This window comes from Actinocorallia aurea (genome assembly GCF_054783995.1).
Map to the genome: position 1 here is coordinate 24,045 of NZ_BAAGPQ010000004.1, position 13,134 is coordinate 37,178.

Annotated in this window: 15 protein-coding genes; all 15 read right to left on the bottom strand. The window is 70.9% G+C overall.

The window, feature by feature from the left end:
- Positions 1-184 precede the first annotated feature (184 nt).
- The 15 genes from ACYVOM_RS07015 to ACYVOM_RS07085 all read right to left on the bottom strand — a co-directional run bounded on the left by ACYVOM_RS07015 (position 185) and on the right by ACYVOM_RS07085 (position 12,915).
- Positions 185-1,030 carry a TrmH family RNA methyltransferase gene (locus ACYVOM_RS07015; RefSeq protein WP_460302412.1) on the bottom strand — a complete coding sequence of 282 codons (846 nt, stop codon included), beginning with the start codon at positions 1,028-1,030 and terminating at the stop codon, positions 185-187.
- 10 nt (positions 1,031-1,040) lie between these two features.
- Positions 1,041-1,406, bottom strand: coding sequence for a 50S ribosomal protein L20 (rplT, locus tag ACYVOM_RS07020; RefSeq protein WP_460302413.1), 366 nt, complete (start codon positions 1,404-1,406; stop codon positions 1,041-1,043).
- A 71-nt stretch (positions 1,407-1,477) separates the two neighbouring features.
- The gene (gene rpmI, locus ACYVOM_RS07025) at positions 1,478-1,672 is read right to left on the bottom strand and encodes a 50S ribosomal protein L35 (RefSeq protein ID WP_460302414.1); all 195 of its coding nucleotides are present in this window, start codon (positions 1,670-1,672) and stop codon (positions 1,478-1,480) included.
- Between the two features lie 132 nt (positions 1,673-1,804).
- Complete coding sequence (infC, locus tag ACYVOM_RS07030) at positions 1,805-2,566, bottom strand: translation initiation factor IF-3 (RefSeq protein WP_460302415.1); 762 nt, start codon at positions 2,564-2,566, stop codon at positions 1,805-1,807.
- A 276-nt stretch (positions 2,567-2,842) separates the two neighbouring features.
- On the bottom strand, positions 2,843-3,376 hold the full coding sequence (locus ACYVOM_RS07035) for a flavoprotein (protein ID WP_460302416.1): 534 nt from the start codon (positions 3,374-3,376) through the stop codon (positions 2,843-2,845).
- Between the two features lie 87 nt (positions 3,377-3,463).
- On the bottom strand, positions 3,464-4,936 hold the full coding sequence (der, locus tag ACYVOM_RS07040; protein WP_460302417.1) for a ribosome biogenesis GTPase Der: 1,473 nt from the start codon (positions 4,934-4,936) through the stop codon (positions 3,464-3,466).
- Between the two features lie 52 nt (positions 4,937-4,988).
- Positions 4,989-5,648 carry a (d)CMP kinase gene (gene cmk / locus ACYVOM_RS07045; RefSeq protein ID WP_460302418.1) on the bottom strand — a complete coding sequence of 220 codons (660 nt, stop codon included), beginning with the start codon at positions 5,646-5,648 and terminating at the stop codon, positions 4,989-4,991.
- Positions 5,649-5,674: 26 nt separating this feature from the next.
- A complete protein-coding gene (locus tag ACYVOM_RS07050; protein ID WP_460302419.1) occupies positions 5,675-6,781 on the bottom strand; it encodes a prephenate dehydrogenase in 1,107 nt (368 codons plus the stop codon).
- 27 nt (positions 6,782-6,808) lie between these two features.
- Complete coding sequence (gene aroH, locus ACYVOM_RS07055; RefSeq protein WP_460302420.1) at positions 6,809-7,171, bottom strand: chorismate mutase; 363 nt, start codon at positions 7,169-7,171, stop codon at positions 6,809-6,811.
- 40 nt (positions 7,172-7,211) lie between these two features.
- A complete protein-coding gene (locus tag ACYVOM_RS07060; RefSeq protein WP_460302421.1) occupies positions 7,212-7,964 on the bottom strand; it encodes a pseudouridine synthase in 753 nt (250 codons plus the stop codon).
- Entirely contained in the window at positions 7,961-8,524 is a 564-nt protein-coding gene (scpB, locus tag ACYVOM_RS07065; protein WP_460302422.1) for an SMC-Scp complex subunit ScpB, read from the bottom strand. The genes ACYVOM_RS07060 and scpB overlap by 4 nt, the downstream gene beginning before the upstream one ends.
- Entirely contained in the window at positions 8,521-9,429 is a 909-nt protein-coding gene (locus ACYVOM_RS07070) for a segregation and condensation protein A (protein WP_460302423.1), read from the bottom strand. The genes scpB and ACYVOM_RS07070 overlap by 4 nt, the downstream gene beginning before the upstream one ends.
- Before the next feature lie 3 nt (positions 9,430-9,432).
- Complete coding sequence (locus ACYVOM_RS07075; RefSeq protein WP_460302424.1) at positions 9,433-10,338, bottom strand: ParA family protein; 906 nt, start codon at positions 10,336-10,338, stop codon at positions 9,433-9,435.
- A 265-nt stretch (positions 10,339-10,603) separates the two neighbouring features.
- Complete coding sequence (locus tag ACYVOM_RS07080) at positions 10,604-11,248, bottom strand: NUDIX domain-containing protein (RefSeq protein ID WP_460302425.1); 645 nt, start codon at positions 11,246-11,248, stop codon at positions 10,604-10,606.
- 20 nt (positions 11,249-11,268) lie between these two features.
- Complete coding sequence (locus tag ACYVOM_RS07085; protein WP_460302426.1) at positions 11,269-12,915, bottom strand: CTP synthase; 1,647 nt, start codon at positions 12,913-12,915, stop codon at positions 11,269-11,271.
- Between the last annotated feature and the right edge of the window lie 219 nt (positions 12,916-13,134).

Sequence of the window (13,134 nt, forward strand, 5' to 3'; positions counted from 1 at the left end):
CGGTCGGCGGAGCATGTACTCCCTCTCGTAGGCCAATGGGATCGGCCGCGCGCCCGCACCCGGGCCGGGCCTTCATGGTCATCCTCGCAGTACCGGCGATCCGGACATCGGAGCGCCATGGTCCGCAACCGGCCGGGTCCGCGCGCAACCCTCCGTCCCTGACTGAGTGGTCAGGAGAACTCAGTCAAGGCCGGCTCTGGCGCGCGGGACGCTGCGCCCGTGCCGAAGCGTAGAGACAGACGGCGGCTGCGGTGGCCAGATTGAGGCTTTCGGCCTTGCCGTGGATCGGGACGCGGACGACGTCGTCCGCCAGCGCCCTGATCTCCTCGGGCAGGCCCCACGCCTCGTTGCCGAACACCCACGCCGTCGGACGCGCCAGAGAGCCGTCGTCCGCCAGGTCGTCCAGGGTGTGCTCGCCGGCCCCGTCGGCGGCCAGGACCGTCAGTCCCGCCTCCTTCAGCGCCGGGATGAGGGTGGTGTAGCGGGGTCCGGTCACGACCGGGAGATGGAAGAGACTGCCCGCGGACGCCCGGACGCACTTGCCGTTGTAGGGGTCCACGGACGCGTCCGTGAAGATCACCGAGGCCGCGCCGGCGGCGTCGGAGGCGCGCAGGACCGTGCCGGCGTTGCCGGGGTCGCGCACGTGGGACAGGACGGTCACCAGTTTCGGAGCGTCGGAGAGGGCGCGCTCCAGGGGTACGTCCAGGAAGGCGCAGACCGCCAGCAGCCCCTGCGGGGTGACGGTCTGGGCGAGTTCGGCCATGACCTCGCCGCTCACGCGCAGCACCGGGACGTTCGCCTTGAGGGCGAGGTCCACCAGGTCGGCGTGGCGGGAGGCGGCCTCGGCCGTGGCGTACAGCTCCACGAGGCCGGTGCCGGAGGCCGTCTCCAGGGCGAGCGCTTCGCGCACCGCCTGCGGGCCTTCGGCCAGGAACCTGCGGTCCTGCTGCCGGAAGGCCCGCTTGGCGAGCCTGCGAGCGGACTTCACCCGAGGGGATCGGACACTGGTCAGCTCGACGAGGCCCGCCATCTCAGCGTCCTCAGGCTTCGGCCGGGAGGGCGTTCTTGGCGACCTTCACCAGCGCCGCGAAGGCGTCGGCGTCGTTCACCGCGAGCTCGGCGAGCATGCGGCGGTCGACCTCGATCTCCGCGATCTTCAAGCCCTGGATGAACCGGTTGTAGGTCATCCCGTTCAGGCGGACCGCGGCGTTGATGCGCTGGATCCACAGGCGGCGGAACTGGCCCTTGCGGTCCTTGCGGTCCCGGAAGGCATAGGTCATGGAGTGGAGCTGCTGCTCCTTGGCCTTGCGGTACAGGCGCGACCGCTGGCCGCGGTAGCCGCTCGAACGCTCCAGGACGACCCGACGCTTCTTGGCGGCGTTGACCGCCCGCTTCACGCGTGCCACGTGACTGACTCCTTCGTGGGGGCAGGGCCCGACATGGCCCTACCGGTGTCGTGGGTGTTTGGAGGCGTCCGCTACTTGCGGAGCAGCTTCTTGATCATGGGGGTGTCCGCGGCGGAGACCACGGCGTTGCCGCTCAGGCGACGGGTGCGCTTGGTGGGCTTGTGCTCCAGCAGGTGGTTCTTGTTGGCGCGGCGGCGCACCACCTTGCCGGAGCCGGTCAGCTTGAAGCGCTTCTTGGCACCGCTGTGGGTCTTGGTCTTCGGCATGGCGGCCGTCTCCCTCTTTCTTCTAGGCGTGACTGACCGGACGTGCAGGGGAAAGATGCACGCCTGGTCAGCTTTCTCGCGTACATCCCGACCGGGGGTCTGCCTTCCAGCGGACCCCCGGTCGGGCGGGTCTCACTCGGAGCCGGGCTCCTGAGGCGCGGATTCCTCCGCGGGTGCCTCCGGCTCGACTTCCGCGGTCTCCGCGGCTTCCGCGGTCTCCGCGAGTTCTGCGGTCTCGGCAGCTTCCGCGGTCTCCGCGGGGGCTGCGTACTCCGCCTCGTCGGCGTCGTCGCGCGACGCGTTGCGCTGGGCGCGGGCTTCGGCCTGCTCGGCCTTGGCCTCCGCCTTCTTCTTGTGCGGCCCGATCACCATGATCATGTTCCGGCCGTCCTGCTTGGGGTTCGACTCGACGAACCCCAGGTCATCGACGTCCTGGGCGAGCCGCTGCAGCAGCCGGTAGCCGAGCTCCGGCCTGGACTGCTCGCGACCGCGGAACATGATCGTCACCTTGACCTTGTCCCCGCCCTTGAGGAACCGAACGACGTGACCCTTCTTGGTCTCGTAGTCGTGCGGGTCGATCTTCGGGCGGAGCTTGATCTCCTTGATGATCGTGTGCGCCTGGTTGCGCCGCGCCTCACGCGCCTTCATCGCGGACTCGTACTTGAACTTGCCGTAGTCCATGAGCTTGGCCACGGGAGGCCGCGCGGTCGGCGCGACCTCGACGAGGTCGAGGTCGGACTCGCGGGCAAGGTCGAGCGCCTTGGCGATGGGGACGATGCCCACCTGCTCGCCATTGGGCCCGACGAGCCGGACTTCCGGCACGCGAATGCGATCGTTGATGCGCGGTTCGGTGAAACGCGTTTCGGCGCTGATGGGACCTCCCGGGGCCTTCACTACGTGGATGGAACCTGTCGCAGGAGCCCCCGAAAATGAGATAAGCCCCGCACGACGCGCATGCGAGGCCACCATCGGTAGACCTCCGTGCACACATCCCAGAGTATGCGATGCAACACGGAAGCAACGCAGCGCATTCCTGCGCCGAACCGATAACCCATCAGCCCCAGGGGCCGACCAGGTGGGAGCAGTCTCCACTTGCGCGCTCAGGCCCCATCGGAACCCAAGCCGGTCAGTGTCCAAGGATAGCACCAATGCATACGTACCGGATCCAGCTCAGATCCGGCCGCGTTCGACGGCGTCGAGGACGAGGTGCCACGGCGGCTCCGCCCAGGGGCCGCGCGGCGGATCCGGCTCGAACTCCCCCGGCCCGTAGACCACCCGGACGCCCATCGCCCGCAGATACGCCAGCGACGACCCGAAGACGGGGTTGGCCGCGAGCCTGGTGTTCACGAACGGCAGGACCGCCGTGGGGACCTCCGGCGCCCATTCGGCGAGCAGCCCCAGCGCGTAGTTGTCGGCGATCCCCTGCGCCCACTTGTTGACGGTGTCGTAGGTGGCCGGGGCCGCGATGACCGCGTCCGGGTCCGGCATCCTGCGGGGCTCGTCGGGCCTGCGGTACCGACTGTACACCGGCCGCCCGATGATCTCCTCGACGCCGGCCACGTCGAGGAACTCCACCGCGGCGGGGGTGGCCACGACGCAGACGTCCCAGCCCCTCCCCCTGGCCTGCCGCAGCAGATCAGGCGCCTTGGCGGCCGACCCCGCCGCGCAGACGATCACGTACAGCACTCCCCGGCGATCACTCATCGGCCCAGTCCACCGCGCCGGGGCGGGTCGCCGCAACCCGGTGGACGGCGAAGGCCGCCCCGGGGGGCGGCCTTCGGCGGAGCGGGGTCAGCGCTTGCGGCTGAAGCGGCGGTCGCGGTCCTTCTTCTTTTCGCGGATCTTCATGGTGACGGTCACCGGGGAGCCTTCGAAGCCGAACTCCTCGCGGATGCGGCGTTCGATGAAGCGGCGGTACCCGGGCTCGAGGAAGCCGCTGGTGAACAGGACGAAGCGGGGCGGGCGGGTGCCGGCCTGGGTGGCGAACAGGACCTTGGGCTGCTTGCCGCCGCGGATCGGGTGCGGGTGGCTGGAGACCAGGTCGGTGAAGAACTGGTTGAGCTTGCCCGTGGGGACGCGGTAGCCCCAGGAGTCGAGGGCGGTCTCGATGGCGGGGACGAGCTTCTCGACGTGGCGGCCGGTCTTCGCCGAGATGTTCACCCGGGGGGCCCAGCGGGCGCCGACGAGCTGGCGTTCGATCTCGCGGTCGAGGTAGAAGCGGCGCTCCTCGTCGACGAGGTCCCACTTGTTGTAGGCCAGGACGAGGGCGCGGCCCGCGTCCACGATCGTGTTGATGATGCGCAGGTCCTGCTCGGCGAGGGGCTCGCTGGCGTCCACCAGGACGACGGCGACCTCCGAGCGCTCCAGGGCCGACTGGGTGCGCAGGATCGCGTAGAAGTCGGCGCCCTGGTTCTCGCGGTGCCGCTTGCGGATGCCCGCGGTGTCGATGAAGCGCCAGGTCTTACCGCCGAGGTCGATCAGCTCGTCGATCGGGTCACGGGTGGTGCCGGCGACGGAGTCGACGACGGCCCGGTTCTCCTTGGCGAGCTTGTTCAGCAGGCTCGACTTGCCGACGTTCGGGCGGCCCATCAGCGCCACCCGGCGCGGGCCGCCGGGGGCCTCGCCGAGGCGCTCGCGCGGCGCGGGCTCGGGCAGCGACTCCAGGACCCGGTCGAGCAGGTCGCCGCTGGAGCGGCCGTGCAGCGCCGAGACGGGCATCGGCTCGCCGACGCCGAGGCTCCACAGCGCGGTGGCCTCCAGCTCGGTGCGGGTGTCGTCGGCCTTGTTGGCGGCCAGCACGACGGGCTTCTTGGCGCGGCGCAGGATCTCCACGACGGCCTCGTCGATGTCGGTGGCGCCGACGTTCGCGTCGACCACGAACAGCACCACGTCGGCGAGTTCGACGGCGAGCTTGGCCTGCTCGGCGATCGCGGCGGCCAGGCCGCGCGAGTCGGGCAGCCAGCCGCCGGTGTCCACGACGGTGAACTCGCGGCCGTTCCAGTTCGCCTTGTAGGAGACGCGGTCGCGGGTGACGCCGGGGACGTCCTCCACGACCGCCTCGCGGCGGCCGATGATCCGGTTCACCAGGGTCGACTTGCCGACGTTCGGGCGGCCGACGACGGCGACGATCGGCAGCCGCGCGGGCTCGGCCTCCTCGGCCTCGTCGATCTCCTCGTAGTCGGCCGGGTCGAACTCATCGGGGTCGTAGGTCTCGAACTCGTCTTCCGACGCGTCGTCTCCAGGGAAAAAGCCCTGCTCGGTCATGATGTCCTCTTCGGTTGCGTCCCGCCCGCGCCGGAGGACTTCTCATCCGGTGCTAGGCGCGCTCTTTCACGAGCCGCACCACCGCGTCGATCACCTCGGCGAGCCCCAGCTCGGTCGAGTCGATCTCCACGGCGTCGTCGGCCTTGGTCAGGGGGGACGTGGCGCGGGTGGAGTCCAGTTTGTCCCGTCGTGCCTGGTCGGCCTGCGTGGCCTCGACCGAGACCGACGGGTCGGCGATCTCCTTGGCCCGGCGCTGGGCCCTGGCCTCCTCGCTGGCGGTGAGGAAGACCTTGACGGGGGCGTCCGGCGCGACCACGGTGCCGATGTCGCGGCCCTCGGCCACGATGGCCCCGGCGGCCATGATCTCACGCTGGAGACGGACCAGCAGCCCGCGCACCTCCGGCACCCGGCTCACCGCGCTGACGGCACCGGTGACCTCCGCGGAGCGGATGGCCTCGGTGACGTCCTGCCCGCCGACGGCGATGCCGGGGGCATCGGGGTCGGTGCTGATCTCCAGGGAGACCTCGGGGGCGCGCAGCGCGACCGTCGCCGCGTCCTCGACATCGACGCCCTGGTCGAGCATCCACCAGGTGACGGCTCGGTACATGGCGCCGGTGTCCAGATAACGGTACCCGAGGACGCGGGCCGTTCCCTTGGCCGCGCTGGACTTGCCGGAGCCGGACGGGCCGTCCATGGCGATGATCAGCGTCATGTGCTTCAACTCTTTCGCGGGGGTTTCTAGGGAAGTACGGGCACGGACCAGCCGCGCTCGCGCAGGGCCAGCGCCAGGGTCTCGGCCGCTTCGGGCTTGACGGAGAGTTCCGCCACACCGACCGGCAGGCCGGGCGAGTGCTCGATCGACACGTCCTCGATGTTGACCCCGGCGTCGCCGGCGGCCTCGAAGATCCGGGCGAGTTCGCCGGGGCGGTCGGGGATGACGACCTGGACGAGCGCGTCGGTCACCGGGGTGCCGCCGTGCTTGCCGGGGATCCGGCTGCGTCCGGTGTTGCCGCGGCCGAGCAGGTCGCCGACCTTCGCCATGATCACCTCGGCGACGTCCGGGCCCGCGCTCGACGACGCGCGCAGCATGGCCGCGGCCAGGGCGAGGTCGGCGGCGACGGCGTCGAGGACCTCGGCGACGGGTTCGGCGTTGGCGGTGAGGATGCCGACCCACAGGGCCGGGTCGCTGGCGGCGATCCGGGTGACGTCGCGCACGCCGGTGCCGGCGAGGTCAAGGGCGACGTCGGGGGCCTGCTCCAGCCGGGCGGCGACGGCCGCGGACACGACGTGCGGCCCGTGGCTGACCAGCGCGACGGCCTTGTCGTGCTCGACGGGGTCGATGATCTGGACCTCGGCGCCGCAGGCGCGGGCCAGTTCCGTGACGGCCTCCAGGGCCGCCGGGTCGGTCGCCGGGGTCGGGCACAGCGCCCAGGGGCGGCCGAGGAACAGGTCGGCGCGGGCGGCGGCCGGGCCGGAGCGCTCGCGCCCGGCCAGCGGGTGCCCTGGGACGTACCCGCCCAGGTCGCAGCCGAGTTCGATGGCGTCCATGACGGGCCTGGCCTTCACGCTGGCGACGTCGGTGTAGTACCGGGCCAGCCCTTCCTTCTGGGCTTCGGCCAGGACCCGGGCGACCGACGCCGGGGGCACCGCCAGGACGGCGATGTCGGCGGGGCCGCCGGAGTCCTCGCTGAGCGGGGTGCCCGCCCCCAGTTCGACGGCCATGGCCAGCGAGGCGGTGTCGGAGTCCGACAGCAGCACCTCGGCGCCGCGGCCGGCGAGGGCGAGCGCCACCGAGGTGCCGATGAGGCCGGTGCCGATCACGACGACGCGCGGGTTCTGCTTCACGGAAGGACCTTACGGGGTGGAGGGCCGCTACTGGGCGATGTCGACGCGCAGCGCGGTCGCGCCGCGCAGGTACACGTGCTGCATCGCCGAGCGCGGCTTGTCGGTCTCGATGTGCGCCATGAGCCGGATCACCAGCGGCAGCGCGCCCGGCTTGGCGATCTCGGTGGCGCAGATCAGCGGGACCTCGCTGAACCCGAGCTTGCGCGCGGCCAGCGCGGGGAACTCCGAGGTCAGGTCGGGGGTGCACGTGAAGATCACGCTGATGACGTCGTCGGTGGTCAGCTCGTTGCGGGACATCACCTCGGCCACCAGCTCGGTGGTCGCCTCAAGGATCTGGTCCCGGTCGTCGGCGTCCACCTGGATGGCTCCCCGCAGGGCGCGTACTGCCACTTCTCCTCCTGGACTCAACAAAAACCGCAGCGCTCGGGGGCTACAGGCCCACGGCCTTGTAGAGCGCCGCCACTTCCTTCTCCGTCAGCTGGCGGACCCCGCCCGGCTTGAGCTTGCCGAGCTGGATCGGGCCGAAGCCGGTGCGCGCGAGGCGCCGCACGGGGAACCCGACCTGCTTCAGCAGCCGCCGGACGATGTGCTTGCGCCCCTCGTGCAGGACGACCTCGACGAGGGCGCGCCTTCCGGTCTGCTCGACGAGGCTGAACCCGTCGACCTGGACGGGCCCGTCGTCCAGCACGACGCCCGCGCGAAGGCGCCGTCCGAGGTCGCGCGGGATCGGCGCGGGCACGTCGGCGAGGTAGGTCTTGGTGACGCCGTAGGACGGGTGGGTCAGCCGGTGCGCCAGCTCGCCGTCGTTGGTGAGCAGCAGCAGGCCCTCGGTGTCGGTGTCGAGGCGGCCGACGTGGTAGATCCGCTCGGTCAGGTCCTCGACGAAGTCGATGAGGGTGCGGTTGCCCGTGCCCTTGGCCATGGTGCTCTCGACGCCGAGCGGCTTGTTGACCGCGTAGTAGCGGAACTCGTTCCACGTCTCGATCTGGCGGCCGTCGACCTGGATCTCGTCCTTGCGGGGGTCGACGCGCTCGCCGAACCAGCTCACGGTCCTGCCGTTGACCTTGACGCGGCCCGCGGAGATGATCTGCTCGCAGGCCCGGCGCGAGCCGATCCCCGCGTCGGCGAGGACCTTCTGAAGGCGGACGCCCTCGCCGTCTGCGGCGTCGGCGGTGGTGTTCATGCTGAGACGTCCTCGATGTCGGTGATCTCTTCGGGCAGGTGCGGCGCGAGCTCGGGCAGCTCCTCCAGGGAGCGCAGTCCGAGCCGTTCCAGGAAGTAGCCCGTGGTGCGGTAAAGGGTGGCCTGGGACTCGGGGTCGTGCCCCGCCTCCTCGATCAGGCCGCGCAGCGTGAGCGTCCGGATGACGCCGTCGCTGTTGACGCCGCGGATCGCCGAGACGCGCGCCCGGCTGACGGGCTGGCGGTAGGCGATGACCGAGAGGGTCTCCAGGGCCGCCTGGGTGATGCGGGTCTGCTGCCCTTCGGTGACGAACCGCTCGACCACGGGGGCGCAGAACTCGGCTGTGTAGAACCGCCAGCCTCCCGCGATCTCCCTCAACTCGAACCCCCGGCCCTGCGCGCGGTATTCCCCGGCGAGTTCGGCCAGCGCCGCCGCGACCTGCGCGGTGGGCACTTCGAGGAGCTGCGCGAGGGTGATCTCGGCGACCGGCTCGTCGACGACCATGAGGACCGCCTCAAGGGACGCCTTGAGGGGCGGCAGGTCCTCCATGGGGACGCTCATGGCCTGTCTCCTGGGTCGTCTGGGTCATCTGGGGCTTCTGGGTCGGCTGGCACTTGATCCGGTGCCGGAGGCGCGCCCTCGAACTCGTCGCCGAGCGCGATGTCGCCTTCCTCGCTTCCGGTCCACGTGACGTGCAGCTCGCCCAGGGGTTCGATCTGCTCGAACATCACGGCCTTCTCGCGGTACAGCGTGAGGAGGGCCAGGAAGCGGGCGACGACCTCGAAGGTGCCGGCGCAATCGGCGGTCAGCGTCCGGAAAGTGGCCTTCCGCAGGCGCCGCAGCATCGCCACAAGGATAGCGCCCTGTTCCTCCACGCTCGCCTGCGGCGTGTACATGTGCGTGACCGAAACACCCGGCGGGGCGGGTTTGGGCTGGAAGGTCCGGGTGGCCAGGGCGGCGAACTCGGCGGGGCCGAGCCCGAGCAGCACCTCGGGCAGCAGGTTCGCGAACCGCGGCTCCATCGGCACCAGGCGCGGGAAGCGGCGCGACTCCTCGGCCATCCGCGCCTCGAACGCCTTCGCGACGGACTTGTAGGCCCGGTACTGGAGCAGCCGCGCGAACAGCAGGTCGCGCGCCTCCAGGAGGGCGAGGTCCTCTTCGTCGTCGACCTCGCCGGACGGCAGCAGCCGGGCCGCCTTGAGGTCGAGGAGGGTCGCGGCGACGAGCAGGAAGTGCGACGCCTGGTCGAGGTCCCACTCGCGGCCCATGGTGCGGATATGGGCGATGAACTCGTCGGTGACCTTGTGGAGGGCGACCTCGGTGATGTCCAGCTTGTGCTTGGCGATCAGGCCGAGGAGCAGGTCGAAAGGACCGGAGAAGACGTCCAGGTGAACCTGGAAGCCCTTGCCGGTCTCCTCTTCCTTCTGCACTTCCTCCACGGCTGCGAGCCTAGTGGAGGTCGGCATCGGCTAGGTCAGCTGCTGCCAGCGGTGGATGACCTCCTTGGCCAGCTCACGGTAGTGGCTGGCGCCCATCGAGGAGGGGTCGAAGGTGGTGATCGGCTCGCCCATGACCGTGGCGTCGGGGAAGCGGACCGTCCGGTTGATCACGGTATGGAAGACCTTGTCGCCGAACGCCTGGACGATCCGCTGGAGGACCTCGCGGGTGTGCAGGGTGCGCGAGTCGTACATGGTGCCGAGGAAGCCGTCGATCACCAGGGTCGGGTTGATCCGCTGCTGGACCTTCTCGATGGTCTCCATGAGCAGCGCCACACCCCGCATCGCGAAGTACTCGCACTCCAGCGGCACGATGACGCCCTGGGCGGCGGCGAGGGCGTTGATGGTGAGCAGGCCGAGGGACGGCTGGCAGTCGATGAGCACGTAGTCGTAGTGCTCGACGGCCGACTTCAGCTTGCCCGACAGGATGTACTCGCGGCCGACCTCGTGCACGAGCTGGACTTCGGCGCCCGACAGGTCGATGTTCGACGGCAGCAGGTGCATGCCCTCGACCGTCGTCTCCAGCAGGATGTCGTCCCACTCGGTGTCGGACTCCAGCAGCATGTTGTGGACGGTGACGTCCAGCTGGCGCGGGTCGCCCTGGCCGAGGCCGACCGAAAGGGCGCCCTGCGGGTCGAAGTCGACGAGCAGGACGCGGCGGCCCTGCTCGGCGAGCGCCGCGCCGAGGTTGATGGTCGTCGTCGTCTTCCCGACGCCGCCCTTCTGATTGCAGATCGCCACGATGCGGGCCGGGCCGTGCTCGGCCAGCGGCTCCGGGTCGGGGAACGTCGGGACGGGCCGTCGGGTCGGACCCAGCGCGCCTCCGGGCTCGGTGGCGATCGCCGCTGAGAGCACGCTTTCCGCGCCTGCGTCTGGCATCAGGTTCAAACCTCCCCGACGGCGCGGACACGCCGTCGTCGTCGCGAGCCTAAGACGCCACGGGAGGCAGCGGCAACACGACTCGCGGGAGTCACGGGGGCCGCGCAGTGCGGCGCCGGTGTGCGCCGGGGCGTACGCCTCGCGCGGATCTCGGTCCGTCACCCGAGTGTAGACCTGCGCCGTCGCCGCCGAGGCGGGTCCGGGGACTCTTTACCCGCCGGGGCGGCGTCGGGCGGCGTCAGGCCGCGTCGGGCGGCGTCTGGGGTCAGGGGTCGGGGGTCTCGGCCGGCGGGCCGAACGGGGCGTCCCGGTCGCGCAGGTCGGCGAACCCGCGCGCCCGGGCGGCGTGCAGCGCGAGGATCGCCGAGACGGCCAAGGCGTTGTGCACCCGGCCGCCGAGCACCGCCGCGACCGCCTCGTCCAGCGGCACCCACGCCAGCGGCATGTCGGCCTCCTCGTGCACGCGCACGAAGTCGATCTCCGCGGCGGGCACCTCGGCGAGGTCGCGGGCGAGGAACACCCGCACCCGCTCGTCGCTCATGCCCGGCGTCTGGAAGGTGTCGACGAGCGTGTGCCACGTCTCCGCGCGGTACCCCGCCTCCTCCAGCAGCTCGCGCTCGGCGGTGCGCCACATCGGCTCGCCGTCGACGTCGCGCAGCCCCGCGGGCACCTCCCACAGGAGGTGGCCGGTGGGGTGGCGGTACTGCCGCAGGAGCAGGACCCTGCCCTGGCCGTCCAGGGCGAGGGTGCCGACGGCCCCCGGGTGCGTCACGAACTCGCGCCGCACCGTCTCGGGGCCGTCCGCGCCGGGCATCACCACCTCGTCCTCGACGACGGTGATGATCCGGCCCTTGAAGTGCTCGGTGGACCCGACGGTGGGCCACCGCTCGGGGATGTCGCGCAGATCCATGCGGATCATCTTCCCCCTGATCAGGCGCGGCGGTCGAGCGCCGCCGCGATCAGCCCGGCGAACAGCGGGTGCGCGCGGGTCGGGCGGGAGCGGAACTCCGGGTGCGCCTGGGTGGCCACGTAGAAGGGGTGGACGTCGCGCGGCAGCTCGACGTACTCGACGAGCCGGCCGTCGGGCGACAGGCCGCTGAAGACCAGTCCCGCCTTCTCCAGGTCCTCGCGGTAGGCGTTGTTGACCTCGAAGCGGTGGCGGTGCCGCTCGGAGACGCGCGGGGCGTCGTCGTACAGCTCGCGCACGATCGAGCCCTCGGCGAGGTCGGCCGCGTACAGGCCGAGCCGCATGGTGCCGCCGAGGTCGCGCTCGCCGGAGATGACGTCGAGCTGGTCGGCCATCGTGGAGACGACAGGGTGCTTGGTGTGCTCGTCGAACTCGGCGCTGTCGGCGTCGGTGATGCCGGCGAGGTCGCGGGCCGCCTCGATGACCATGCACTGCAGGCCCAGGCAGATGCCGAGGGTCGGCAGCTTGGTCTCGCGGGCGTGCCGGATCGCGCCGAGCTTGCCCTCGATGCCGCGGACGCCGAAACCGCCCGGGATGAGGACGCCGTCGACGCCGTCGAGCTGGGCCTTGGCCCCCTCGGGGGTCTGGCAGTCGTCGGACTTGACCCAGCGGATCTTGACATGGGCCTCGTTGGCGAAGCCGCCGTGGCGCAGCGCCTCGGTGACCGACAGGTAGGCGTCGGGCAGGTCGATGTACTTGCCGACCATGGCGATCTCGACCTGGTGCTTCGGCTCGCGCACGCGGCGCAGGAGGTCGTCCCACACGCCCCAGTCGACGTCGCGGAACGGCAGGTCGAGGCGGCGGACGACGTAGGCGTCGAGGCCCTCGGCGTGCAGGACCTTCGGGATGTCGTAGATCGAGGGGGCGTCCACGCAGGAGACGACGGCGTCGCGGTCCACGTCGCACATGAGGCTGATCTTGTGCTTGATGCTCTGCGAGACCGGGCGGTCCGAGCGCAGCACGATCGCGTCGGGCTGGATGCCGATGCTGCGCAGGGCGGCGACGGAGTGCTGGGTCGGCTTGGTCTTCAGCTCGCCGGACGGGCCGATGTAGGGCAGCAGCGACACGTGCAGGAAGAAGACGTTGTCGCGGCCGATCTCGTGCCGGATCTGGCGGACGGCCTCCAGGAACGGCAACGACTCGATGTCGCCGACGGTGCCGCCGACCTCGGTGATCACCACGTCGACGTCGGGGCCCGCCATGCCGCGGATGCGGTCCTTGATCTCGTTGGTGATGTGCGGGATCACCTGGACGGTGTCGCCGAGGTACTCGCCGCGGCGCTCCTTGGCGATCACGTTCGAGTAGACCTGGCCCGTGGTGACGTTCGCGCTGCCGTGCAGCTCGGTGTCGAGGAAGCGCTCGTAGTGGCCGATGTCGAGGTCGGTCTCGGCCCCGTCGTCGGTGACGAAGACCTCACCGTGCTGGAACGGGTTCATCGTCCCGGGGTCCACGTTGAGGTACGGGTCGAGCTTCTGCATCGTCACCCGCAGGCCGCGCAGCGTGAGCAGGCGTCCCAGGCTGGAGGCCGTCAGGCCCTTGCCGAGGCTGGAGGCGACGCCGCCGGTGACGAAGAGGTGCTTGGTCGTGCGCGAGGAATCTGCGAGGCGCAAAAGAACTCCCGTGGTCGTTGTGCGGCGGTTTGCGGTGGGCCGGCGGTGCGGGCTGCGCCCACCGCTCTGGCGGTGCCGACCAGGTGGAAGACCACCTGTCCACGGGGTACCAGGATAACAGTCGCGTGAGGCCGCGGCGTCGCGACGGGGCTCCCGGGCCCGCGGCCCAAGCCCCCTGAGACGCCGAGAACGCCCTGGCCGCAAGGGCCGGGGCGTTCT

Bases quoted from the DNA above. Each gene is read 5' to 3' on its own strand.
- ACYVOM_RS07070 (WP_460302423.1), bottom strand. From the start codon at position 9,429: ATGCCGACCTCCACTAGGCTCGCAGCCGTGGAGGAAGTGCAGAAGGAA.
- ACYVOM_RS07035 (WP_460302416.1), bottom strand. From the start codon at position 3,376: ATGAGTGATCGCCGGGGAGTGCTGTACGTGATCGTCTGCGCGGCGGGG.
- ACYVOM_RS07060 (WP_460302421.1), bottom strand. From the start codon at position 7,964: ATGAACACCACCGCCGACGCCGCAGACGGCGAGGGCGTCCGCCTTCAG.
- scpB (WP_460302422.1), bottom strand. From the start codon at position 8,524: ATGAGCGTCCCCATGGAGGACCTGCCGCCCCTCAAGGCGTCCCTTGAG.
- ACYVOM_RS07015 (WP_460302412.1), bottom strand. From the start codon at position 1,030: ATGGCGGGCCTCGTCGAGCTGACCAGTGTCCGATCCCCTCGGGTGAAG.
- ACYVOM_RS07075 (WP_460302424.1), bottom strand. From the start codon at position 10,338: ATGCCAGACGCAGGCGCGGAAAGCGTGCTCTCAGCGGCGATCGCCACC.
- cmk (WP_460302418.1), bottom strand. From the start codon at position 5,648: ATGACGCTGATCATCGCCATGGACGGCCCGTCCGGCTCCGGCAAGTCC.
- ACYVOM_RS07080 (WP_460302425.1), bottom strand. From the start codon at position 11,248: ATGGATCTGCGCGACATCCCCGAGCGGTGGCCCACCGTCGGGTCCACC.
- der (WP_460302417.1), bottom strand. From the start codon at position 4,936: ATGACCGAGCAGGGCTTTTTCCCTGGAGACGACGCGTCGGAAGACGAG.
- rpmI (WP_460302414.1), bottom strand. From the start codon at position 1,672: ATGCCGAAGACCAAGACCCACAGCGGTGCCAAGAAGCGCTTCAAGCTG.